27 protein-coding genes, 2 tRNA genes and 1 riboswitch are annotated in these 21,156 nt (G+C 65.4%); of the genes, 15 read left to right on the plus strand and 14 right to left on the minus strand.

Annotated features, from left to right (window positions below):
* The first annotated feature begins 3 nt into the window (after nt 1-3).
* Nucleotides 4-114: riboswitch (TPP riboswitch) on the plus strand.
* Between the two features lie 36 nt (nt 115-150).
* From ACX3PH_RS06795 to ACX3PH_RS06810, 4 genes are read left to right on the plus strand one after another with little or no spacing between them, the layout of a single operon-like run.
* Nucleotides 151-783: an ECF transporter S component gene (locus tag ACX3PH_RS06795; protein ID WP_459090728.1), complete on the plus strand. Its 633-nt coding sequence runs from the start codon at nt 151-153 to the stop codon at nt 781-783.
* Nucleotides 784-817: 34 nt separating this feature from the next.
* Complete coding sequence (locus tag ACX3PH_RS06800) at nt 818-2,233, plus strand: ABC transporter ATP-binding protein (RefSeq protein ID WP_459091452.1); 1,416 nt, start codon at nt 818-820, stop codon at nt 2,231-2,233.
* The gene (locus ACX3PH_RS06805) at nt 2,230-2,988 is read left to right on the plus strand and encodes an energy-coupling factor transporter transmembrane component T family protein (RefSeq protein WP_459090730.1); all 759 of its coding nucleotides are present in this window, start codon (nt 2,230-2,232) and stop codon (nt 2,986-2,988) included. Before ACX3PH_RS06800 ends, ACX3PH_RS06805 begins: the two co-directional genes overlap by 4 nt.
* A complete protein-coding gene (locus ACX3PH_RS06810) occupies nt 2,981-3,463 on the plus strand; it encodes a nucleoside/nucleotide kinase family protein (RefSeq protein ID WP_459090732.1) in 483 nt (160 codons plus the stop codon). Before ACX3PH_RS06805 ends, ACX3PH_RS06810 begins: the two co-directional genes overlap by 8 nt.
* Nucleotides 3,464-3,469: 6 nt before the next feature.
* Here ACX3PH_RS06810 and ACX3PH_RS06815 read toward each other — a convergent pair whose 3' ends face one another.
* From ACX3PH_RS06815 to orn, 6 genes are all read right to left on the minus strand, one after another.
* The gene (locus ACX3PH_RS06815) at nt 3,470-4,087 is read right to left on the minus strand and encodes a hypothetical protein (protein WP_459090734.1); all 618 of its coding nucleotides are present in this window, start codon (nt 4,085-4,087) and stop codon (nt 3,470-3,472) included.
* A gap of 77 nt (nt 4,088-4,164) precedes the next feature.
* Nucleotides 4,165-4,515: a metallopeptidase family protein gene (locus tag ACX3PH_RS06820; protein ID WP_459090736.1), complete on the minus strand. Its 351-nt coding sequence runs from the start codon at nt 4,513-4,515 to the stop codon at nt 4,165-4,167.
* A complete protein-coding gene (locus tag ACX3PH_RS06825; protein ID WP_459090738.1) occupies nt 4,508-5,038 on the minus strand; it encodes a DUF2017 domain-containing protein in 531 nt (176 codons plus the stop codon). Before ACX3PH_RS06825 ends, ACX3PH_RS06820 begins: the two co-directional genes overlap by 8 nt.
* On the minus strand, nt 5,035-5,319 hold the full coding sequence (gene clpS, locus ACX3PH_RS06830; RefSeq protein ID WP_459090740.1) for an ATP-dependent Clp protease adapter ClpS: 285 nt from the start codon (nt 5,317-5,319) through the stop codon (nt 5,035-5,037). Before clpS ends, ACX3PH_RS06825 begins: the two co-directional genes overlap by 4 nt.
* 138 nt (nt 5,320-5,457) lie before the next feature.
* Nucleotides 5,458-5,533, minus strand: a tRNA-His gene (locus ACX3PH_RS06835).
* Between the two features lie 52 nt (nt 5,534-5,585).
* Nucleotides 5,586-6,206, minus strand: coding sequence for an oligoribonuclease (gene orn / locus ACX3PH_RS06840; RefSeq protein WP_459090742.1), 621 nt, complete (start codon nt 6,204-6,206; stop codon nt 5,586-5,588).
* Nucleotides 6,207-6,312: 106 nt separating this feature from the next.
* Here orn and ACX3PH_RS06845 point away from each other — a divergent pair, with 106 nt between their 5' ends.
* From ACX3PH_RS06845 to ACX3PH_RS06855, 3 genes are all read left to right on the plus strand, one after another.
* Nucleotides 6,313-6,585 (plus strand): oligoribonuclease, encoded by a 273-nt coding sequence (locus ACX3PH_RS06845; protein ID WP_459090744.1) that lies wholly within the window; start codon nt 6,313-6,315, stop codon nt 6,583-6,585.
* Between the two features lie 30 nt (nt 6,586-6,615).
* Nucleotides 6,616-6,876 carry a thioredoxin family protein gene (locus ACX3PH_RS06850; RefSeq protein ID WP_459090746.1) on the plus strand — a complete coding sequence of 87 codons (261 nt, stop codon included), beginning with the start codon at nt 6,616-6,618 and terminating at the stop codon, nt 6,874-6,876.
* A gap of 49 nt (nt 6,877-6,925) precedes the next feature.
* A tRNA-Arg gene (locus ACX3PH_RS06855) sits at nt 6,926-6,998 on the plus strand.
* Nucleotides 6,999-7,178: 180 nt separating this feature from the next.
* Here the strand turns inward: ACX3PH_RS06855 and ACX3PH_RS06860 are convergent.
* From ACX3PH_RS06860 to ACX3PH_RS06880, 5 genes are all read right to left on the minus strand, one after another.
* Nucleotides 7,179-7,835, minus strand: coding sequence for an HAD family hydrolase (locus ACX3PH_RS06860; RefSeq protein ID WP_459090748.1), 657 nt, complete (start codon nt 7,833-7,835; stop codon nt 7,179-7,181).
* A 525-nt stretch (nt 7,836-8,360) separates the two neighbouring features.
* Complete coding sequence (locus tag ACX3PH_RS06865) at nt 8,361-9,194, minus strand: ABC transporter permease (protein ID WP_459090750.1); 834 nt, start codon at nt 9,192-9,194, stop codon at nt 8,361-8,363.
* Nucleotides 9,191-10,189, minus strand: a complete 999-nt coding sequence (locus ACX3PH_RS06870; RefSeq protein WP_459090752.1) for an ATP-binding cassette domain-containing protein — start codon at nt 10,187-10,189, stop codon at nt 9,191-9,193. The genes ACX3PH_RS06865 and ACX3PH_RS06870 overlap by 4 nt, the downstream gene beginning before the upstream one ends.
* Nucleotides 10,190-10,218: 29 nt before the next feature.
* The gene (locus tag ACX3PH_RS06875) at nt 10,219-11,064 is read right to left on the minus strand and encodes a DUF4097 family beta strand repeat-containing protein (protein ID WP_459090754.1); all 846 of its coding nucleotides are present in this window, start codon (nt 11,062-11,064) and stop codon (nt 10,219-10,221) included.
* 83 nt (nt 11,065-11,147) lie between these two features.
* Nucleotides 11,148-11,636, minus strand: coding sequence for a histidine kinase (locus ACX3PH_RS06880; RefSeq protein ID WP_459090756.1), 489 nt, complete (start codon nt 11,634-11,636; stop codon nt 11,148-11,150).
* Between the two features lie 99 nt (nt 11,637-11,735).
* Between ACX3PH_RS06880 and ACX3PH_RS06885 the strand changes: the two genes are divergently transcribed.
* From ACX3PH_RS06885 to ACX3PH_RS06895, 3 genes are all read left to right on the plus strand, one after another.
* On the plus strand, nt 11,736-12,194 hold the full coding sequence (locus ACX3PH_RS06885; protein WP_459091454.1) for a helix-turn-helix transcriptional regulator: 459 nt from the start codon (nt 11,736-11,738) through the stop codon (nt 12,192-12,194).
* A 5-nt stretch (nt 12,195-12,199) separates the two neighbouring features.
* Entirely contained in the window at nt 12,200-12,610 is a 411-nt protein-coding gene (locus ACX3PH_RS06890) for a VOC family protein (protein WP_459090758.1), read from the plus strand.
* Between the two features lie 74 nt (nt 12,611-12,684).
* Nucleotides 12,685-15,075: an ATP-binding cassette domain-containing protein gene (locus tag ACX3PH_RS06895; protein ID WP_459090760.1), complete on the plus strand. Its 2,391-nt coding sequence runs from the start codon at nt 12,685-12,687 to the stop codon at nt 15,073-15,075.
* Nucleotides 15,076-15,117: 42 nt separating this feature from the next.
* Here ACX3PH_RS06895 and ACX3PH_RS06900 read toward each other — a convergent pair whose 3' ends face one another.
* From ACX3PH_RS06900 to ACX3PH_RS06910, 3 genes are all read right to left on the minus strand, one after another.
* The gene (locus tag ACX3PH_RS06900; protein WP_459090765.1) at nt 15,118-15,960 is read right to left on the minus strand and encodes a hypothetical protein; all 843 of its coding nucleotides are present in this window, start codon (nt 15,958-15,960) and stop codon (nt 15,118-15,120) included.
* A 104-nt stretch (nt 15,961-16,064) separates the two neighbouring features.
* Complete coding sequence (locus tag ACX3PH_RS06905; RefSeq protein ID WP_459090767.1) at nt 16,065-16,307, minus strand: hypothetical protein; 243 nt, start codon at nt 16,305-16,307, stop codon at nt 16,065-16,067.
* Between the two features lie 143 nt (nt 16,308-16,450).
* Nucleotides 16,451-17,455 carry an aldo/keto reductase gene (locus ACX3PH_RS06910; RefSeq protein WP_459090769.1) on the minus strand — a complete coding sequence of 335 codons (1,005 nt, stop codon included), beginning with the start codon at nt 17,453-17,455 and terminating at the stop codon, nt 16,451-16,453.
* Between the two features lie 105 nt (nt 17,456-17,560).
* Between ACX3PH_RS06910 and ACX3PH_RS06915 the strand changes: the two genes are divergently transcribed.
* The 5 genes from ACX3PH_RS06915 to ACX3PH_RS06935 all read left to right on the plus strand — a co-directional run bounded on the left by ACX3PH_RS06915 (nt 17,561) and on the right by ACX3PH_RS06935 (nt 21,147).
* Nucleotides 17,561-17,773 carry a methyltransferase gene (locus tag ACX3PH_RS06915; protein WP_459090771.1) on the plus strand — a complete coding sequence of 71 codons (213 nt, stop codon included), beginning with the start codon at nt 17,561-17,563 and terminating at the stop codon, nt 17,771-17,773.
* 89 nt (nt 17,774-17,862) lie between these two features.
* Nucleotides 17,863-18,378 carry a single-stranded DNA-binding protein gene (locus ACX3PH_RS06920; RefSeq protein ID WP_459090773.1) on the plus strand — a complete coding sequence of 172 codons (516 nt, stop codon included), beginning with the start codon at nt 17,863-17,865 and terminating at the stop codon, nt 18,376-18,378.
* 91 nt (nt 18,379-18,469) lie between these two features.
* Nucleotides 18,470-18,952 (plus strand): DUF6993 domain-containing protein, encoded by a 483-nt coding sequence (locus ACX3PH_RS06925; RefSeq protein WP_459090775.1) that lies wholly within the window; start codon nt 18,470-18,472, stop codon nt 18,950-18,952.
* 24 nt (nt 18,953-18,976) lie between these two features.
* Nucleotides 18,977-20,659, plus strand: coding sequence for an energy-dependent translational throttle protein EttA (ettA, locus tag ACX3PH_RS06930; RefSeq protein WP_459090777.1), 1,683 nt, complete (start codon nt 18,977-18,979; stop codon nt 20,657-20,659).
* A 2-nt stretch (nt 20,660-20,661) separates the two neighbouring features.
* Nucleotides 20,662-21,147, plus strand: coding sequence for an acyl-CoA thioesterase (locus ACX3PH_RS06935; protein WP_459090779.1), 486 nt, complete (start codon nt 20,662-20,664; stop codon nt 21,145-21,147).
* Nucleotides 21,148-21,156: the final 9 nt, after the last annotated feature.

A 21,156-nucleotide genomic window follows, 5' to 3' on the forward strand; every position in this document is an offset into this window, starting at 1 on the left:
ATGGATGTCGAACACGGGAGTCCGGTGAGCCGGGCTGAGAGGAAGCTGATCCAAGCTTCGACCGTCGAACCTGATCTGGATAATGCCAGCGCAGGGAGGCAGACAATTCTCTAACCCGTGCCTATTTCACTGAATGAAAGGGCACGACAAGTGACCAATACCAAAAAGCTCCATTCACACGGCACAGTTTCTGCGCCGGCCTCCTATCGATGGCGCGTCGTCGACATCGTGGTGGCCAGCGTCATCGGCGTCGCATCCGGTGTCATTTTCATCGTCTGGAACGTCGCATCCGAGCCGATCACCGGCCCGCTCAAGGCCTTGCTCCCCGGACTGCAGGCACTCGGCGGCGGGTTCTGGCTCTTCGCCGGCCCGCTCACTGCGCTGATCATCCGAAAGCCGGGAGCTGCCCTCTTCGGCGAACTGGTCGCGGCCTGCGTTTCGGTGCTGTTCGGCGGCGGCTCGTGGGGCGTGACCGTCCTGGTGAGCGGACTCATTCAGGGGTTGGGTGCTGAGGTCGTGTTCCTGGCTTTCCGGTACCGCGTCTGGAAGGTCGGCGTTGCCGTGCTTGCCGGCATCGGTGCAGGTGTCGCCATGGCCGTCAACGACCTGATCGCCTGGTACGCCGGTGCGGACACCCTCTTCACCGTGGTCTACATCGTCGCGGCGATGATCAGCGGTGCCATCATCGCGGGGTTGCTGTCGTGGATCGCCGTTCGCGGGCTTGCCGAGACCGGGGTGCTCAGCCGCTTCGCAGCGGGACGAGAGCGCGCCGGGAGAGTCTGACCTGAACGTCTCAGAGCCGGCTCCAGCCGTGTGCATCACCGCGCGCGGCTGGGGCTGGCGTCACGCCGGTCGACACGCCTGGGCGGTCTCCGACCTCGACCTGGTGATCGAGCCGGGAGAACGGGTGCTCCTCCTGGGTGCCTCCGGTGCCGGCAAGTCGACGCTGCTGCACGCGCTGGCCGGCGTGCTCGGCGGGGATGACGAGGGCGACCAGCGCGGTGAGTTGCTGCTTGATGGAAAGGCCCCGGCCGGCGAACGTGGCCGGGCCGGACTGTTGCTGCAAGACCCGGACAGCCAGGTCATCCTGCCCCGGGTCGGCGACGATGTCGCGTTCGGGTGCGAGAATCTGGGCATTCCGCGGGAGGAGATCTGGCGTCGGGTGCCCCGGGCGCTGGAAGCCGTCGGGCTCCACCTGCCGCTGGATCACTCGACCTCTGCGCTGTCCGGTGGGCAGAAGCAACGCCTGGCGCTGGCCGGGGTGCTCGCCATGCGGCCGGGGCTGCTGTTGCTGGACGAGCCGACCGCGAACCTCGACGCAGCCGGCGTCACGGAGGTGCGGGACGCGGTCGCCGGGCTGCTTCAGCATTCGTCCGCGACGTTCGTGGTGGTCGAGCACCGGGTTGAGGTTTGGCGGTCCCTGGTGAACCGGGTGATCGTGCTGTCGGCCTCCGGGGGAGTGCTGGCCGACGGGCATCCGGATGCTGTCCTCACGGAACAGGGCGCAACTCTTGCCGAGAGCGGCGTGTGGGTTCCCGAGCATCCGCCGCAGCATCCGGAGCGGCTGTGGACGCCGGGTGAAACCCTGCTGACGGCCCACGGGCTCGCGGTCGGCCGCACAAAGACGACGCCGGTGCGCTCGGAGCTTCACCTCGAACTGCCGGAAGGCAGCGCAACCGCCATCACCGGGCCCAACGGCGCCGGCAAGTCGACCCTCGGGCTCACCCTGGCCGGACTGCTCCCGCCCCTGGCCGGGGAGGTCAGGGCCAGCGAGCTCCTGCGCCGGGGAGCGGCACCGCATCCGATCCGGTGGAAGTCGCGTGAGCTGCTAACCCGCATCGGCACGGTCTTCCAGCACCCAGAGCACCAGTTCCTGACGGCGAGCGTCAGCGCGGAGCTCGCGATCGGCCCGCAGGCGCTGAAGCTCCCGGAACAGGACGTTGCCAAACGCGTTGACGAATTGCTGCACCGCCTGGGCCTCCACCACCTGGCGGCGGCGAATCCGTTCACCCTCTCCGGCGGCGAGAAACGACGCCTGAGCGTTGCGACCGTGCTGGCAACCAGGCCGCGGATGCTGGTGCTCGATGAACCGACATTCGGCCAGGACTCCCGAACCTGGCAGGAGCTGGTGGCGCTGCTCGCCGACCTCATGGCTGACGGAACCTCGGTGGTGGCGATCACGCACGACCGCCAGCTGGTGCAGGCCATTGCCGATCGCGAGGTGCAACTGTGACCGCGACGTTCGAGGGCATCAACCCGGTGGCGAAACTGGCGGCGGTGATGTTGCTCAGCGTGTGCCTCATCCTGTCGCTCGATTGGGTTTCCGGCACGGTGGCGCTGGCCTTCGAGGCCGTGTTGCTGCCGTTCGCGGGTGTCCCGCCACGGAAATTCTGGCTGCGCACGCTGCCGGTGTGGATCGCTGCCCCGCTCACCGGCTTGACCATCGCCCTCTACGGTGAGCCATCCGGCGCCGTCTACTTCGAGTTCTGGGCGATGCGGGTCAGCGACGGTTCGCTCGAACTGGCTGTCGCGACGGTGCTGAGGGTGCTCGCCATCGGCCTGCCCGCAGTGGTCCTCTTCCTCACGGTTGACCCGACGGCCCTGGCCGACGGACTGGCCCAGGTCTGGAAGCTTCCCAGCCGGTTCGTGCTCGGGGCCCTGGCCGCGCTGCGACTGGTCGGCCTGTTCCTCGACGACTGGCGGTCACTGGAGGTGGCGCGCCGTGCCCGCGGGGTGGGGGACCGAGGCAGGATCAGACGGCTCCCCGGGCAGGCCTTCGCCCTGCTTGTGCTGTCGATCAGGCGCGGAAGCAAGCTCGCCACAGCAATGGAAGCCCGCGGTTTCGGCTCCAGCATCGAACGCACCTGGGCGAGGCCGTCCCGGTTCGGTGCCCGGGAATGGGCGCTCTCCGCAACTGGGCTGGTCGCCGGCCTCTCAGCTCTGGCGATAGCCATCGCCACCGGGGAATGGAACTTCGTCCTTGGCTGACCTCAGTGCGACTCGCATCCTGATCGACGGCCGGAGCGGGTCAGGCAAGACCGAACTGGCCAAGCGGATGGCGCTCGAAATCCCGGGCGCCCAGCTGGTGCGCCTGGACGACATCTATCCGGGTTGGGACGGGCTGGAAGCCGGAAGCCGCCACGTGCACGACCACGTGCTGGCGGCATCCGCACCCCGCTGGCAACGCTGGGACTGGACCGAGAACGCATGGGTGGAATGGCATCCGCTCGACCCTTCCCGGCCGATCATCATCGAAGGCTGCGGAGCGCTCAGCCGCGCCAACCGCGCGCTCGCCGACTACGGCATCTGGGTCGAACTGGACGAGCCGACACGCAAGGCGCGCGCGCTGGTACGCGACGGCGACGCCTACGTTCCCCACTGGGAGCGCTGGGCAGCCCAGGAGCAGGCGTTCATCGATCGCGAGCGGCCGCAGCAGTTGGCTGACGAGCTCATCGAAGGCTAGGCCCGCTCAGCCTTCAGTCCAGAACTGGGTGAACGGGTTGCCTTCCGCATTCGTGGTGAGAGTCTCGCCGACGCAGGTCACCGTCATATCCGAACCACCGGCAGCGGATGTCGGCAACTCGATCGGCGACTCGATGGTCACGCCGGCGCTCGTCATCGTCATCTGGATGTCGTACTCACCCACCCAGTCCTCGAACACCACGAGGTTGTCGACACCGCCATCCCAGAACCAGGAACCGTAGCCGCTGCCCTTCTGCGTCTGGGTGACGGTCAAGGTCGGGGCATCCTCCACCGGCACCACGACGACGAAGGTCAGGTCGACCGCCGTGGTGACGAGCGACTCCTCCGCGAACATGATCGTCATCGTGCCTGTTCCGGTCACCGACGAAACCGGCGAGCCCAGCGACTCCATCTGGTGCTTCAGCTGTCCGGCGAGGTCGTCGACGTCGACCATCCAATTGCGGTCGATCAGGCAATCGGTCGGAGAGCCGGAACCGTCCTCAGTCTCGGCTGCCGGAACGCCTTCGGCCGGACTGGGCGGTTCGTCGGGGGTGCCGCCCGAGCATCCGCTCAGCAGCAGAATGGTCACGGCACAACCGGCCAGAGCCGTCGTCAACTTGCCCATGGGAGCCTCCTCGCGCGAGTTGGCCGCAGTCAGCGGTCACGCCATCTCGACGCGCAGCCAGTGGGGCCCGGTTGACGTCAGGCCCAGCCCAGCTCGTGCAACTGGCGATCGTCGATGCCATAGAAGTGGGCGATTTCGTGCACAAGGGTCACGTGGATCTGGTCTTTCAGCTCGTCGAGGTCCGCGCACATCGCGACCAGTGGTTCGCGATACAGGATGATGCGATCGGGCAGCTCGCCGAAACCGTACTGTCCGCGGTCCGTGATGGCGACACCGTCGTAAAGGCCGAGCAGGTCGAGGCTGCCGTCCTCGGGTCGGGCTTCCGTCACGAAGACGACGTTGTCGAGGCCGTCGACCATGTCGTCGGGGAGCAGGTCGAGTTCGTCGATGACGAGCCGCTCGAACTCCTCCTCGGACAGGTCATCCATGCGATACCCGGTCGTCGAGCGCCTCGATGAGCGAGTTCTGCACGAACCCGAGCCAGTCGTAGATCTCGCGCATCAGCGGGTCGATGGTGCGACCGGCGTCGTCGTCCTCGGACTCGATGCCCAGCCTGCTCGCTATGGTCAGGCGGATGTCGGTCAGGCACCTCAGCCAGCTGAGCGCCTCCGACTCGTCGAGGATGACGCGCCCGGTGACCCCCGTTCCGTCCAGTGAACGGATGAGGGTTTCGGCGTTCCCGACCTTCCGTTCGGCCAGGCCGCCGGCGGTGAAGCGGCGGAATTCGGCGGATGCTTCCGGGTCGTCCGGGTAGGCGTCCGGCAGCAATCGCGCCAATGCGACGTCTGGGGTGAGGCTGGTCGAGCTCGTCGAGACCCCCTGAGCTTGTCGAAGGGTTCCGTCCGACACCAACTCCGCGACCTGCCCAGCCAGCGACTGCAGCAGCACGGCTTCCTCCGCGTCGAGCAGCGCCTCCAGGGTTCCGTCCGGTTTACGTTCGAAGCGTCTCATGCGTCGGCCTTGCTCAGTGTCGCCCAGAGCCCGTAGTCGTGCATGGCCTCGACGTGCCGCTCCATCTCCTCGCGAGAGCCTGTCGCGACGACCGACTTCCCCTCCAGGTGCACCTGGAGCATCAGCCGTTCCGCCTCGACTGCCGAGTACCCGAAGTAGGTGCGGAAGACGTAGGACACGTACGACATCAGGTTGACGGGGTCGTTCCAGACCAGCGTGACCCAGGCGGAGTCGAGCGCAGCGGTAGTGCGCGCATCCGTTCGGTCCATGGTCTGGGGCATGCTTCCAGCCTAGGAGGTCTGGGGAGGGCACCGTTCCGGGTGCTGGCGGGTTAAACGAAGATCGGCCCGAGAGTCTCGGGCCGATCCTGTGTTCCCACGAACGCGGGTGACCGCGATCTACGTGTTTTCGATCACTATTGGGGTGAACGACGGGGCTCGAACCCGCGACATCCGGCTCCACAAGCCAGCGCTCTACCAACTGAGCTACGCCCACCATGTTGTCGACTTCGCAACCGGGGCTGCGAAATCACATCGCATAGATCCTATTACAGGTGCGGAGCAAATTCTTCCACCACGGCTGCGGAGATGACCTGCACCTCTTCAGTGGTGGGGCCGGGGTCGGAAACGAAGGCCGCTTTCCGGTAGTAATCGAGTTCGCGGATCGATTCGAGGATGTCGGGGAGCGCGCGATGGCCGCCGCCCTTGATCGGGGCGTTGAAGTAGATGCGCGGGAACCAGCGGCGGGAGAGTTCCTTCACCGAGGACACGTCGACGTTGCGGTAGTGCAGGTGGCCGTCGACGCGCGGCATGTAGCGGGCCAGGAACGCGCGGTCCATGCCGATAGTGTTGCCGGCCAGGGGGGCCTGCCCCGCGGTGGGGACGAACTTCAGGATGTACTCGTTGACGGCGAATTCTGCATCCGCCAGGCTCACGCCGTTCGGGATCTCCGTGATCAGGCCCGACTCGACGTGCATCGCGCGCACGAAGTCACTCATGCCGTCGAGCGCCGCCTGGTCCGGCTTGATGACGATCGACAGGCCAGGATCGAGGATGTTCAGGTCGAAGTCGGTGATGACGACCGCAACCTCGACGAGTTCGTCGACCTCGACGTCGAGTCCGGTCATTTCACAGTCGATCCAGACGAGACGATCTGAGGTGCTAGACATGGGGCAATTCTACGGGCGTGCACCGACCGTCCGATTACGGCCTCCACCCGATCTTCGATGAGGAGCTTCCATCGCATCCGCAGGTGTTGCGTGGTAGTAAGAGAACATGACTGATGCGAAGCCGACCCTGGAACACGGATCCGAGTACATTGTGCTGTTCTCGGGTGGCCCATTCGACGGGCAGACCGACAAGCGCATCAGCACTGATGGCGGCTGGGATGAGTCGATCACGGTGCTGGCCGAAGCCCACGGTCACGAGACGATGATGAACTACGACGCAACGAGTTGGCGATCGGTCGGTGATGCTGTGCACGTCACTTACGCTTTCGATGCCGGTGACAGCGAAGAGGTCGAAGATCCTGCCGACCGGGAAGACTAGTCCGCGCGAACCACCACCGGCAGGAGAATCGTGAAGTTGCTCTTCTTCGCTTCGGCGTTCTGTGACCCGTGCATCCACACCCGTTTCGTGCTGGACAAGGTCTCGAAGTTGGTGCCCGCGGCGACCATCGTGGAACTCGATATCGCCCGGGATGAGGACGTCGCGAAGCAGGCCGGCGTGATGTCGACGCCGACGATCGTCGTGGTGGGGGAGGACAACGTCGAAGTGTTCCGCGCGGAGGGTGTGCCCACCGTCAACCAGGTGCTGACCGCGCTCGCCCAAGCCGTCTGAGCCCACGCTTCGCGCCGAGGCAGCTGCGGTATCGTTGACACGCTGTCCCGCCCTCGTAGCTCAGGGGATAGAGCAGGAGCCTTCTAATCTCTTGGTCGCAGGTTCGAATCCTGCCGAGGGCACTTGTCACTTGCCAGTCTTGTTCGGAAAATTAGCCAGCTAACTGAGCAAGACCGGATGGTGCACCACGTCCGTCGGTGCGAAAGCGGCCTTGCACTTGCGATGCCCTTCTTACCCAGCAGAGGCGTTGGTTACATTTCTGGGTGAAGCAAGCCCAGCGAGGCGGATCATCCGGCGGGGCGTCAAAGGGCCAGTTTGAGCACGTCGTGCAGTCGCTCATCGTGGGTAGACAGAAGAGGGGGAAGCAGGAGCGTTCGGATCCCGTGCGTCACTGCTCCTCCGTCGGGTCCGGCACGATCGCCGACCATCAAGGCGAGATCCGGCCCGGTTCCCAGCGCCTCGAGCGCGTGTGCGTAGATCGCTTTCGAGGGCTTCTGCACTCCCACTTCGTACGACAGGGAGTAGGAATCGATCGCGTCGGCTAGCCCAACTGCCGCGAAGGCCGGACGAAGGTCGAAGTGGATGTCGCTAACGATTCCTACCTGCAGTCCGGCGCTCTTCAGAGCGAAAATAGTGTGCGCAGCGTCGGTCGCAAACGGATTGACCGCGTGGTCAAGCTCCGACTCGTAGAGGGCCTCCGCGAGTTCGTCGTCAACACCGGCGTCCGCGAAAACCCCCATGAACGCGACCCGATGAAGATCTCTATCGGAATCGAGACCCGGCGCGTCCATCCGGTCGTGTGGCCCGTTACTCTCGCTGATCCGCGCCACGAGGTCATCGACAGGATGCCGACTTGCGTCTCGATGGGCACGTTCAAGGGCATCGGCGGCCCACAGCTCGAGGGTCGGCGCGACAACTAGCGTCCCGCGCCAATCGAATAGCACCGCGTTAACGTGCACGCCATCAGGTTACCGAGCCATCGAGGACGATCGAGCATCGAACTTACCCGTCGGGGGTAAACAACGTCCTGCCGGGATGTCCTCCGCTCCGGCAGGGTATGGGTCGCGCGCACCCGCTTCAGCGACGGCGGGAGGGGCTCGGGCGCTGCCGCGATGTGGGCGTCGTGGTCGGCTATCGCCGTCTTGGTTGGATCGCCCTTTCTGATTGTCCCAAGGTTTTTGTACCATCCTGCCTAGAGTCGGAGTTGAGGCGAACGCCCCCGATCAGTTGTCGGCGGCGGCAGCAGCGGCTGTGTCGAGGAAGGACGGCTCGGCAACTTCCCCGGCCGCTGCATGGTGGTCAACGTCTGGAAGTTCGAACAGCTCGCCGGGTCGGAGGATCCTGAGGTGGACTCCTTCGACGGCGGCGACGCCCGAGCCCGTGGTCGCGTTCGTAGTCCGAAGGTAGCGGTCTGCAGTCCCCTTCGCGGTGACTTTTGTGCATAAAAATTGCTGTGGTGATGGCAAACGTGCGTTAAAAACGTCTCAGTGCACCGACTTCCGCTCGTAGATCGTCATCGACCAGGCGTAGCCGATGGTGATGATCACCACACCCCACGCGACGGCGAGTACGGGGTTCCAGCCGAGCGGTGTGCCGAGCAGCAGCCCGCGCACGGTCTCGATAAACGTAGTGAACGGCTGGTATTCCGCGAACCACTGCAGGCCCGCCGGCATCGACTCGGTGGGCACGAAGCCGCTGCCGAGCATCGGCAGGATGGTCAGCAGGAGGGGCCAGTTGCTCGCTGTCTCCACCGACTTCGCCTGCATCCCCATGGCAACACCGAGCCAGTTGATCGCGAACGCGACGAGCACGAACAGGCCGGCAGCCGCGAGCCATTCCATCGGTCCGGCGGTCGGGCGGAATCCGACCAGCAGGCCGACACCGAGCACGAGCGCTACGGCGATCAGTGCCTGGATGGTGTTTCCGAGCACGTGGCCGGCCAGCACCGAGGCCCGGGAGATCGCCATCGTGCGGAACCGCGCGGTGATCCCTTCGGTCATGTCCATGGAGACGGTGGTCGCGGTACCCCCGGCTGTGCCGGCGATGGTGATCAACAGGATGCCCGGCACGACGTACGCCAGATACGCTTCCCGTCCGCCGGCCGGGTCCACGCCGGGAAGGCCGGCCCCGAGCGTGCCTCCGAAGACGAACACGAACAGCAGCAGGATCACTACCGGGCCGAGGATGGTGAACACCGAAAGGCCCGGATAGCGGATCATGTGCAGCAGGTTGCGACGCAGCATGGTGATCGCGTCGGCGACGACGTGCGACTGAATTGCACTGTTCGTGGTGGGGCGGTGGACAGTGGCGATGGTCATGATGCAGTGCCTTTCGTGTCGGCAGTGTCTTTCGTGTCGGCTGTGTCTTTCGTATTGACCGGGCCTGCATGATCCGCCTTGTCGGTGAGGGCGAAGAACACGTCGTCGAGATCCGGGGTGTGGATGCTGAGGTCGTCGACCTCGAGGCCTGCCGCATCGAGGCGGTCCAGGACGGCGCGCAGAACAGTGACACCGCCGTCGCTGGGAAGGGTCAGCGCAAGCCCGACGTCGTCTCCAGTCGACCCGTCAAGCAGGTGAGAGGCCCTGTCGAGTGACGCAGCATCCGCGAACTTCAGCCTGATGTGCCCGCCGGGAACCAGCCGTTTGAGCTCGTCCGGCGTTCCGTTCGCGACGATCCGGCCGCCGTCGAGCACCGCAATCCGATCGGCCAGCTCGTCCGCCTCGTCCAGGTATTGGGTGGTGAGCAGCACGGTGGTGCCCTCCGCGACCAGGCCGCGCACCACGTCCCACATGGTGTGGCGGCTGCGCGGGTCGAGGCCGGTGGTCGGCTCGTCCAGGAAGATCACGCTGGGGCTCGTGATCAGGGTCATCGCCAGGTCGAGCCGCCTGCGCATGCCACCGGAGTAGGTGGCGAGCGGCTTGCGAGCGGACTCGACCAGGTCGAACTGCTCAAGCAACTCTGCCACCCGCGTCTTCGAGTGTTTCGGCCCGAGATGACGCAGCCGAGCCATCAGCAACAGGTTCTCCTCGCCGCTCAGCAGGCCGTCGACGGCGGAGAACTGGCCGGTGAGGCCGATCGCGGCACGAACGCCGTCCGGGTCGCGCACCACGTCGCATCCGTTCACGAACGCTGTGCCGCCATCGGGTCGCACCAACGTGGAGAGGATGTGCACGGTCGTCGTCTTGCCGGCTCCGTTCGGGCCGAGCAGGGCAGTGACGGTGCCCGCCCTCACGGTGAGGTCGACGTCGTCGAGAACCACCTTGGCGCCGTAGGACTTCCGCAGTCCGCGGACCTCAATAGCTGTGGTCGACATGGTGCTTTCCTTTCTTGGGTCGGTTGAATTCACTGGGCGCGCTGGATGCTGATGTCGCCATATTGGGTGCGGGCACGCACCGAGACGGTCTGCTCAGACGGGTCGGGGGCGTGGTCGCCGTCCAGCTGGTTGCGCACATGCCCCTGCTTCGACGACAGGTCGAGCCAGGCGGGTACGCCCGGCAGCACGCCGACGGTGACCGCGCCGAAACCGCTCTCAATCTGGATCGAGCCACTGGAAACCTCGCGCAACTGGATGCTGCCGTACGCGGTCTTCGCCGTCACGGATGCGAGCGCCCGCGTGACCTCGAGGTCGCCATAGGAGAGCTTCGCCTCGAGGTCGCCCCCGGACTCCCCAACCAGGACACTGCCGTGCGAAGCATTGAGGATCGCATAGCCGGTGACCGTGCCGACCCGAAGCTGGCCGTGGTCTGCAGTCATCTCAACGCCACCGTCCGCGCTGCCCAGGGTGGCGTTGCCGTGCGAGGCCCGCAGCCACAGGTCGCCTGTGCTGTCGAGTTCCACCGGGCCCATCGAGCTCTTGATGCGGGTCGCACCGAGCCGGCCGACGCCGCGCAGGCCGCCGACCGCGATCTCGGCGGTCAACCTCGACCCGGTCGGCAACTCGACCTTCAGGTCAACCGACTCTGTGGGCCCGATCCAGCTGATGCGGGGCCGCGGGCCGGTGATGGTGAGCCGCTTGCCGTCGAAGTCGATTTTGGTCTCCTCCGCACCCCGGCGGTCGACAGCCTTCGCCGGATTGGTCGGCGACACGGTCACGACCGTGTCTGTCCGGTCGCTGGCGAAAACCTCGACCGCGCCGACCTGAAGGTTGATCGCGAGGTCGATGGGGTCAGGGGTGTCGTATGTGGGCATGCTGAAGCTGCCTTTCTCTGGGGCGTGGTTGTTCGGCCTCGCGGGTCTGCGCGGCTGGTGAGTGTGTTGGGCTGGGAGGCGGGTTAGCGCGCCCACCCCGCGAAATTGTCGCCCGTGCGCAGCGTGCGCTGTGCAGTTCGTCGTTGTTTGGGTTGGAGAGCGGATGCGACGGCGCGCACCAGCCAGGAATTGACGGACAGGCCATCAGCCGCCGCGGCTTCGTCCACCCGCACTTTGAGCGCGTCCGGTAGGCGCAACGTCGTGCGCGAGGTGCTCGCATCGTCGAGGTCGGCGGATGCCGCTGGCCGGTCGTCGGTGTCCGGCTCGTTGTTCGGCTGGATGACCACGAACTCGACCTCACGTCCACGCAGCCGCAGGTCCACCGAGCCGGGGGCGAGGTCACGGGTGATCTCGCCCACCGCAGCTGACAGGGCGTCGAGCAGGACGAGCCGCGTCGCCGCATCCAATCCGGTGGCAAGTCGTTCGGCGATAAGGCGAGTGTCTTCCGCGCCGTTCGCCGCGGTGTCCACCAATTGGCGCTGCAGGTCGGTGACGTACACTCCAAGTTCCATGTCACCATACTGACACCACGATGGTGTCACGTCAAGTGCCAGTGGTGTCAAATCGATCGCTGGACAACGTGAACCCGAGGTGGCAGGATCGCGCAGGTGGTGACCACAACCCTTCCCGAGCAACGGCTGAGCGACCTTGCCCTGTTGCGTCGGGTGCGTGATCGAATCGACCGTGAATACGCCCAGCCGCTCGACGTCGAGGCACTCGCCCGCGGCGTGAACCTGTCTGCCGGTCACCTCAGCCGTCAATTCCGCCTCGCCTACGGTGAGTCGCCGTACAGCTACCTGATGACGCGTCGGATCGAGCGTGCCATGGCGATGCTGCGCCGGGGAGACCTGAGCGTCACCGAGGTCTGTTTCGCCGTCGGCTGTGCATCGCTCGGCACCTTCAGCACCCGCTTTTCCGAACTGGTCGGCGTGGCGCCCAGCGTCTACCAGCGCCAGAACGCACACCCGGTCGAGCATCCGACCGCCGGAATGCCGTCGTGCGTGACGAAACAGGTGACCAGACCGGTCAGGAATCGAGAAGCAAAGGCGCCCACACCACAGCTAGCGTGAATGCCATGGACATCACAATTCACTCAAGCTTCCTTCCGCACACCGATCCGGATGCCTCACTTGCGTTCTACCGGGACGTCCTCGGATTCGAGGTGCGGGGCGACGTGGGATACCAGGGGATGCGTTGGATCACCGTTGGGCCAGTAGGTCAGCCGGACACATCCGTTGTGTTGCATCCGCCGGCGGCTACTCCCGGAATCACCGACGATGAGCGACGCACCATCCTCGAACTGATTGCCAAGGGCAGCTATTTCGGGTTCAACCTCGCCACACCCGACCTCGACGACACGTTCGCGAAGCTGGAGGCGAGCGGAGCCGAAGTCGTCCAGGAGCCGACCGACCAGCCCTACGGCGTTCGCGACTGCGCCTTCCGCGATCCTGCAGGAAACATGGTGCGAATCCAGGAGTTGCGCTGACCCCTCGACCCGCGATGGGTAAAACTAGTCGAGCGACAACCGCGCCAGGCGGCCCGCCCACACGACGGAGAACGATGAGCACAGTAACGACGACGGATGCCCAGCCGACCGCGCTTCACCAGGCAGACACCCACGACGTGATCAGCGTCCAGGGCGCGCGCGAGAACAACCTCAAAGACGTGAGCGTCGAGATTCCAAAGCGCCGGCTCACGGTGTTCACCGGGATCTCCGGCTCCGGCAAGAGCTCGCTGGTCTTCGCCACCATCGCCGCAGAGTCGCGGCGGATGATCAACGAGACCTACAGCGCGTTTCTGCAGGGCTTCATGCCGAGCCAGGCTCGACCGGACGTTGACGTGCTCGAGGGACTGACGACGTCGATCATCGTGGACCAGGAGCGAATGGGGGCGAACCCCCGGTCCACGGTCGGTACCGCAACAGACGCGAACGCTCTGCTGCGCATCCTGTTCAGCAAGCTCGGCCAGCCGCATATCGGCTCGCCGAACGCGTTCTCGTTCAACGTCGCCTCGATCAGCGGAGCGGGCGCGGTCACCTTCGAGCAGGGCGGCAAGACGGTCAAGGAGCGCCGCGACTTCAACATCACCGGAGGCATGTGTCCACGCTGCGAGGGTCGCGGAACCACCAGCGACATCGACCTCCAGCAGCTCTTCGATGACTCCAAGTCGCTGAATGATGGCGCCATCACGGTGCCCGGCTACAAGTCCGGAGGCTGGGCGGTCAAGCAGTACGCCGACTCCGGGCTATTCGATCCGAACAAGCCGATCAGCCAGTTCACCAAGACCGAACTCGACGATTTCCTGTACAAGGAGCCGACCAAGATCAAGTGGCAGGGATTCAACGCCACCTACGAGGGCCTGATTCCGCGCATCCAGAAGTCGTTCCTGTCCAAGGATCGCGCGGCCTTCCAGCCGCACATCCGGGAATTCGTGGACCGCATTGCCACGTTCGCGAACTGTCCGGAGTGCGACGGAACCCGGTTGAATGCGGGTGCCCGGTCGTCGAAGATCGCGGACTTGAGCATCGCCGATGCCTGCGCCATGCAGATCACCAATCTGGCCGAGTGGCTGGGCAACCTCGACGAACCATCCGCCGAGCCACTGCTCAAGGGCATCCGGCACATCCTCGACGCGTTCGTGAAGATCGGGCTCGGCTACCTTTCGTTGGATCGGCCGACCGGAACGCTGTCCGGCGGAGAGTCCCAGCGAACCAAGATGATCCGGCACCTGGGGTCGTCGCTCACCGATGTCACCTACGTCTTTGACGAGCCCACCATTGGCCTGCACCCGCACGACATCCAGCGGATGAACGACCTGCTGCTGCAACTTCGTGACAAGGGCAACACGGTTCTGGTCGTCGAACACAAGCCGGAGGCGATTGCGATCGCCGATCACGTCGTCGACCTCGGTCCAGGCGCAGGCACCGCCGGCGGAACGATCTGCTTCGAGGGAAGCGTCGACGAACTCCGCCGGAGCGACACTCTCACCGGCCGGCACTTCGACGACCGGGTCACGCTGAAACCGCAGATGAGGAAGTCCACCGGGGCGCTGGAGGTGCGCGGCGCCGACCTTCACAACCTGAAGAACGTGGATGTCGACATCCCGCTCGGCCAGCTGGTCGTGTTCACCGGGGTGGCCGGATCCGGGAAGAGCTCCCTGATCACCGGCTCCGTGGCCGGCCGAGAGGGTGTCGTATCGATCGACCAGGGTGCCATCCGCGGTTCACGGCGCAGCAACCCGGCAACCTACACCGGCATGCTCGAGCCGATCCGCAAGGCGTTCGCGAAGGCGAACGGAGTGAAACCTGCGCTGTTCAGCGCCAACTCCGACGGCGCTTGCCCGGTCTGCAACGGCGCTGGCGTCATTTACACCGAGCTGGGCTTCATGGACACCGTCTCGAGCCCCTGCGAGGAGTGCGAGGGCAAGGGTTTCGCCGCTTCGGTGCTGGAGTACCGTCTCGCCGGAAAGGATATCAGCGAGGTCATGGCCCTGCCGGTGGCCGAGGCGTTGGAGTTCTTCGCGACCGGCGAGGCCCGCATCCCGGCCGCCCACAAGATTCTGGAGCGAATGGCGGATGTCGGCCTCGGCTACCTGAGTCTCGGCCAGCCACTGACCACGCTGTCAGGCGGGGAACGGCAGCGGCTGAAGCTGGCGTCGCAGATGGGGGAGGACGGCGACACCTACGTTCTTGACGAGCCGACCACCGGCCTTCACCTGGCTGACGTCGAGCAGTTGCTCGCCCTTCTCGACCGGCTCGTCGATTCCGGCAAGACTGTCATCGTGATCGAGCATCACCAGGCCGTCATGGCTCACGCCGACTGGATCATCGACCTGGGACCGGGTGCCGGCCACGACGGCGGACGCATTGTTTTCGAGGGCACGCCGGCCGAATTGATCGCGGCCCGGTCGACAATCACCGGAGAGCACCTGGCCGCGTACGTCGGAACCTGAGCCGGCCAGGCCGGCCGAGGAGGCCGGTCGAAAAGCTCAAAGCTAGCGCGGGTCGTCTTCCTGGTAGTTCTCCGGCAGGACGCGTTGGCGCACCGTCTGGGCGGAGACCGGGCTGGGGATCTCCACCTGCCCCTGTTCACCCGTATTCGTGGGTGAACCGGGCTGAGTTGCAGGGGGCACGCTGGCCGCAGCCGGCAAACCGTAGGTGGGGCGTTCGACTGGTCGCTGGGCTGCGGGTGTGTGCAACGGTTCCGGCTCCGGTGTTTCCGTGCGAGTCAATTCCGGCTGTCCTGTGTTGATCGGCCCTGTGTTGATCGGCCCGGTCTCTGTTGCCACCTGCTGCTTGGCCCACTCCTGTTGCTTCTCGACGAGGCCCTTGTCCTCCTGAGCTGACTCGTATGCCCACAGGTCCAGGTCTGCCTTGAAGAGCTTCTTGGCGCGTGACGGCCTCGACTGCCACTCGACCAGGCGGTCCCGAAAGTCCATCAGCGACTGTTCGGCCTGAAAGCTGAACGAGACGGAGTTCTTCTTCATCTCGGCGATCTCGTGCGCGGCCCAGTCGGCCGTCATCGACGCGCCGGCGAGCGGCAGAAGGCGCACACTGACGTCTGCATCGTGGGCAAGGTGTTCAGCGTGCTGCTGCTCAGGTGCGGAAAGCGTGTTCCACCTGGATGCCCGGCGGGCGGCACCGATGAGGGCCGATACGGTCGACACCCGCTGTTCACGGTCATGCAGCAGGATCAAGCGCCGGGTGGCTGCCCGACCGATCATGGCGGCGATGAATCCGGCCACCACGATCGCCAGGAACGGGAAGACGACGGCGGAGAGGACGCGCCACCCGTCTTCGGAAGTCAACCAGTCGACGAAGTTATTCCACCATTGCATGAGGGAACATTACCCCGCGGATGGGGTACAGGTGGTCCCGCAGGCGCGTGTCGCACCAGCAGGCCTGTCACCTGGTGCGACGGCCGCCCTGCCGGAACTGAGACTCAGGCGAAGCAGTCGATTGCGTCATCAATGCCCCAGAACTCGCCAATGACGATGAAACGGCGCTGTCGCACGAGCAGGCGCTTGGCGCGGAAACGGTCACCTTGCGCCTCAGTGAACCTCTCGATGTATCCGAGCACTTCACCGGTTGACCGGGTGACACGCCACAATTCGTTGTGCAGCTGGACCAGGGTGACGCCTGGACGGACGGCTGGGCTGGTTCCCACGAAATCGAGGGTGATCATCTTATACTCCCGTGACTGAGCCGGCCCGCTTGTTGGTGATTCAACGCTAAGCGTGGCCACTGACATCCGGAGCATTGCCGTTCAGCGGCGCCAGGTGCCAGCCAACGGAGGAAGCCGGCCGGTGAGCGGAGGAAGCCGACCGGTCAGCGTAGGCCGGTGCCGTGAACGGCGAGTGGCTCGATGGTTGCCAGTTCCTCCGTCGACAGTGGCCGGGCATCCGCTGCCGCAATATTGCTCTCCAGTTGGGCAACGCTGCTGGCACCGATCAGTGCGGAGGTGACCTGCGGGTGGCGCAGCACCCAGCTCAGGGCGAGCTGCGCGAGCGTCTGCCCGCGATCGGTCGCGAGCGACTGAAGGGCACGGGCACGGTCCAGGTAGGTGTCGCTGATGTTCTCGGCCGAGATCCAGCGGCCCTCCGAGGCGCGGGACCCGGCCGGGATGCCGGCCAGGTAGCGGTCAGTGAGCAGCCCCTGAGCCAAAGGCGAGAAGACGATGCTGCCCATTCCCAGCTCGTCGAGAACGGGGAACAGACCATCCTCGATGTGGCGATCGAACATGTTGTACCTGGGCTGGTGGATCACCAGGGGGATGTTGTGCACGGCCAGCGCCTCATAGGCCGCCCGGGTCTGCTGCGGGTCGTAGTTGGAGATTCCGGCGTACAGGGCCTTGCCGGAGTTCACCGCGGTCGCCAATGCGCCCATCGTCTCCGCGATCGGCGTGTTCGGGTCAGGGCGGTGCGAATAGAACACGTCGACGTAGTCGAGGCCCAGGCGCGACAGGCTCGCGTCGAGAGACGCCAACAGGTACTTGCGCGAACCGAATTCGCCGTAGGGGCCGGGCCACATGTCGAAACCGGCCTTGCTCGAGATGATCAGCTCGTCCCGGTACGGGCGCAGGTCCTCCGCCAGGATCCGCCCGAAATTGGTCTCCGCCGAACCGGCCGGGGGGCCGTAGTTATTGGCCAGGTCGAAATGGGTCACGCCGAGGTCGAACGCGCGGCGGATGATCGCACGCTGGGTATCGAGTGGGCGGTCGTGGCCGAAGTTGTTCCAGAGTCCAAGGGAGATTCTCGGCAGCGTCAATCCGCTGCGGCCGACGCGATGGTATTCGACCGAGTCGTAGCGGTCGGATGCTGGAAGGTAGGTCATGGGGAAAGCCTACGACCGCGGACGCAGCCAGCCGAGCAACCGCTGCCCATCGACACCTGACTCGCTCAGTCGTATGGTCGAAGCCAAGAGGAAAGGAGCTCAACGATGAGCCCATCCACAGTGACGGAGAAGACCTGGGTGGCCTTCGGACCGGTCGGCGCTATCGGAACGATCCGCCGCAGCGAAGAAGGCTACGCCGTGCGGATGCTGGACGACTCGACGCACCGCGGCGTCTACGAAAGCCTCGACGTGGCGAAGAGTGCGCTCTACGCGGCGATGCTTCCGGGGTCGGACTGGCCGGAGTTCCGAGAGCATTAGTCCGCCCTCCCCAGGGCGCGCGAGAGACGTTTTTCCACGGTTCGTGGGTAGTCCGGCCACTGGCTTTTCCGGTCGCCGAGACTGGCGGAATGACTGACACCATCACACTCACGGGACTGGTTGCGACCGAGCCCAAGCACCTGACCACGGGCGAAGGCTTGCCCATCACCAGCTTCCGGCTGGCATCCTCCCTGCGCCGCTTCGATCGCAAGACCAACCAGTGGGTCGATGCGGGAACGAATTGGTACACCGTCTCGGCGTTCCGCCGCCTGGCAATGGGTGCTGCGGCATCCATCTCCAAGGGCGACCGGGTGATCGTCACCGGTCGGCTCCGCCTCCGCGACTGGACGAGCGCAGAAAAGACCGGCAAGTCAGTTGAGGTGGATGCCGACGCGCTCGGCCACGACCTCAACTGGGGTACTGCCAAGTACATGCGGACGATGTCGGCAAGTGACGGTGCCGCGCCTGCGCAGGAGGACCCTGCTGCTTCCGCTGAGGGCGAGCCGGTACCTGACTCGCTGGGGGATTCGCCAGAGGCTCCCCAGGAATCGGAATTCCCGGCCGCGGTGGAGGACGAACGCGAAACCGCTGCAACACCGTTCTAGCCCAACCGCACTCGGCTGACCGCGCCCGCGCCTGTCGCCTCTAGACTCGACCTCGGCGGGCGCAGGCGCGTCTGCCGGGGATAGAGGTGACATGGGAGCGATTCGCTGGAGCGCGGTCGGAGCTCTCATCCTGCTTGCCTCCACAACGCTGGTGGCCTGCACCCAGGCCCCTGCCGAACCTCCAGAGCCCACCTCCGTGGTCGAGACGCCGTCCACGACGCCAGGCCCAGAGCCGGAGCCCGAAGCTGATCCGGAACTGCTTCCCGGCGGGACTGCCGAAGACAACCTTTCGTACTTCGACTTCGTGAACGCCGCATTCCTGGCAGGCGTCAACGCGGGAGCTCGTCCGATCATCGACAACCTGGTGGCGGCAGGCTTCGACAAGGCGGCGATGCAGGTGACCGCCGACCGCACCCCGCGCGGGAGTGCTGTGGACTCTGTGCAGTTCTCGGTGCAGATCGGTGAAGAGTGCCTCATCGGGCAGGCGGATGGCGGCGGTTACGTCAGCACGGTGGCGCCGGCACTCCAATCCGGTGGCTGCCTGGTGGGGAACGCTCGGGCGATCGACTGGTGATGGCACCCGGCTAAACTGGGGTGCATGGCCGAATACATTTACTCGATGGTCCGCGCCCGCAAAGCGGTCGGCGACAAGCTCATTCTCGATGACGTCACGATGGCTTTCCTGCCGGGAGCGAAGATCGGTGTGGTCGGCCCGAACGGTGCCGGAAAGTCCACGATCCTCAAGATCATGGCGGGGCTCGACACCCCCAGCAATGGTGAAGCCAAGCTGACCCCGGGCTACACCGTCGGCATCCTCATGCAGGAACCCGTTCTCGACGAGTCGAAGACGGTGCTGGAGAACGTGCAGGAGGGCCTCGGCGAGATCAAGGAGAAGGTCGACCGTTTCAACGAGATCTCCGCAGCCATGGCCGAGCCCGACGCGGACTTCGACACGTTGCTTGCCGAGATGGGCACCCTGCAGGAAGCCATCGACGCGGCGGATGCCTGGGACCTCGACTCCCAGCTGGAGCAGGCGATGGATGCCCTCCGCTGCCCGCCGCCGGACTCACCCGTCGCCCACCTCTCCGGTGGTGAGAAGCGTCGCGTCGCACTCTGCAAGCTCCTCCTGCAAAAGCCCGACCTGCTGCTGCTCGACGAGCCAACCAACCACCTCGACGCCGAGAGCGTGCTCTGGCTCGAGCAGCACCTGGCCCAGTACCACGGTGCCGTTCTCGCCGTCACTCACGACCGGTACTTCCTCGATCACGTCGCGGAGTGGATCGCCGAAGTCGACCGCGGACGCCTCTACCCGTATGAGGGCAACTACTCGACCTACCTGGAGAAGAAGGCCGAGCGGCTGAACATCCAGGGCAAGAAAGACCAGAAGCTCGCCAGGCGGCTGTCTGAAGAGCTCGACTGGGTGCGCAGCAACGCGAAGGGCCGCCAGACCAAGTCGAAGGCGCGTCTTGCGCGCTACGAGGAGATGGCTGCGGAAGCGGAGAAGACCAGGAAACTCGACTTCGAGGAAATCGTGATCCCGGTGGGGCCGCGGCTCGGGTCCCAGGTGCTCGACGCGAAGGACCTCAAGAAGGGCTTCGAAGATCGCATCCTGATCGACGGGCTCTCCTTCACCCTCCCGCGTAACGGCATCGTCGGAATCATCGGGCCGAACGGCGTCGGAAAGACGACCCTCTTCAAGACGATCGTCGGCCTGGAACCGCTGGACGGCGGCGAGCTGAAGATCGGCGAGACCGTCCAGATCTCCTACGTCGACCAGAGCCGCGGAGGCATCGACCCGAACAAGACGCTGTGGGAGGTCGTCTCGGAAGGGCACGACTACATCCAGGTCGGCAAGACCGAGATCCCGTCGCGCGCCTACGTCTCGCAGTTCGGCTTCAAGGGGCCCGACCAGCAGAAGAAGGCCGGAGTGCTCTCCGGTGGTGAGCGGAACAGGCTCAACCTGGCGCTCACGCTGAAGCAGGGCGGCAACCTGCTGCTGCTCGACGAACCGACCAACGACCTCGACATCGAGACCCTCTCCAGCCTGGAGAACGCTCTGCTCGAATACCCAGGCTGCGCAGTGGTCATCACTCACGACCGGTGGTTCCTCGACCGTATCGCCACGCACATCCTGTCGTGGGAGGGCACCGAGTCGAACCCGTCGTATTGGCACTGGTTCGAGGGCAACTTCGAATCCTACGAAGAGAACAAGATCGAGCGGCTGGGGCCGGATGCCGCCAAGCCGAGCCGGGCGGCGTACCGCAAGCTCACCAGGGACTGACCGTGCGCCTGCACGTCTCGATCCCGCTGCGCTGGTCGGACTTCGACGCGTACGCGCACGTCAACAACGCGGAGATGTTCCGCCTGCTGGAGGAGGCGCGCATCCAGGCGTTCTGGCCGCCGGACGCAGGCGCGGTCACGGATGCCGGGCCGGTGCCGGCCACCGCAGTTCTCGACGGCCGCCCCGGTGCCGAAACCATGACCCTGATCGCTCGCCAAGAGATCGAGTACCTGCTGCCGATTCCGTACATGCGGGCGCCGATCGACATCGAGATGTGGATCGGCCGCATCGGCGGGGCGAGCCTGGAGATCTGCTACGAGCTCTACTCGCCGAGCGGTGTCGAACCGCGCCAGCTGTTCACCCGGGCCGCCACCACGCTGGTGATGGTCACCGCGGCAACCGGCCGTCCGAAGCGCATTCCGGACGAGTTGCGCGCGGCCTGGGCGCCCTACGTCGAAGAACCGCTGACGTTTGCCAAGCGAGCCTGAGCACGAGTA

This window comes from Homoserinimonas sp. A520, assembly GCF_054489245.1.

Excerpts from the sequence above, each read along its gene's own strand:
- ACX3PH_RS06815 (WP_459090734.1), bottom strand. The coding sequence starts at position 4,087 with ATGGGCAAGTTGACGACGGCTCTGGCCGGTTGTGCCGTGACCATTCTG.
- ACX3PH_RS06820 (WP_459090736.1), bottom strand. The coding sequence starts at position 4,515 with ATGGATGACCTGTCCGAGGAGGAGTTCGAGCGGCTCGTCATCGACGAA.
- ACX3PH_RS06825 (WP_459090738.1), bottom strand. The coding sequence starts at position 5,038 with ATGAGACGCTTCGAACGTAAACCGGACGGAACCCTGGAGGCGCTGCTC.
- clpS (WP_459090740.1), bottom strand. The coding sequence starts at position 5,319 with ATGCCCCAGACCATGGACCGAACGGATGCGCGCACTACCGCTGCGCTC.
- orn (WP_459090742.1), bottom strand. The coding sequence starts at position 6,206 with ATGTCTAGCACCTCAGATCGTCTCGTCTGGATCGACTGTGAAATGACC.
- ACX3PH_RS06845 (WP_459090744.1), top strand. The coding sequence starts at position 6,313 with ATGACTGATGCGAAGCCGACCCTGGAACACGGATCCGAGTACATTGTG.
- ACX3PH_RS06865 (WP_459090750.1), bottom strand. The coding sequence starts at position 9,194 with ATGACCATCGCCACTGTCCACCGCCCCACCACGAACAGTGCAATTCAG.
- ACX3PH_RS06870 (WP_459090752.1), bottom strand. The coding sequence starts at position 10,189 with ATGTCGACCACAGCTATTGAGGTCCGCGGACTGCGGAAGTCCTACGGC.
- ACX3PH_RS06875 (WP_459090754.1), bottom strand. The coding sequence starts at position 11,064 with ATGCCCACATACGACACCCCTGACCCCATCGACCTCGCGATCAACCTT.
- ACX3PH_RS06880 (WP_459090756.1), bottom strand. The coding sequence starts at position 11,636 with ATGGAACTTGGAGTGTACGTCACCGACCTGCAGCGCCAATTGGTGGAC.
- ACX3PH_RS06890 (WP_459090758.1), top strand. The coding sequence starts at position 12,200 with ATGGACATCACAATTCACTCAAGCTTCCTTCCGCACACCGATCCGGAT.
- ACX3PH_RS06895 (WP_459090760.1), top strand. The coding sequence starts at position 12,685 with ATGAGCACAGTAACGACGACGGATGCCCAGCCGACCGCGCTTCACCAG.
- ACX3PH_RS06900 (WP_459090765.1), bottom strand. The coding sequence starts at position 15,960 with ATGCAATGGTGGAATAACTTCGTCGACTGGTTGACTTCCGAAGACGGG.
- ACX3PH_RS06905 (WP_459090767.1), bottom strand. The coding sequence starts at position 16,307 with ATGATCACCCTCGATTTCGTGGGAACCAGCCCAGCCGTCCGTCCAGGC.
- ACX3PH_RS06910 (WP_459090769.1), bottom strand. The coding sequence starts at position 17,455 with ATGACCTACCTTCCAGCATCCGACCGCTACGACTCGGTCGAATACCAT.
- ACX3PH_RS06915 (WP_459090771.1), top strand. The coding sequence starts at position 17,561 with ATGAGCCCATCCACAGTGACGGAGAAGACCTGGGTGGCCTTCGGACCG.
- ACX3PH_RS06920 (WP_459090773.1), top strand. The coding sequence starts at position 17,863 with ATGACTGACACCATCACACTCACGGGACTGGTTGCGACCGAGCCCAAG.
- ACX3PH_RS06925 (WP_459090775.1), top strand. The coding sequence starts at position 18,470 with ATGGGAGCGATTCGCTGGAGCGCGGTCGGAGCTCTCATCCTGCTTGCC.
- ettA (WP_459090777.1), top strand. The coding sequence starts at position 18,977 with ATGGCCGAATACATTTACTCGATGGTCCGCGCCCGCAAAGCGGTCGGC.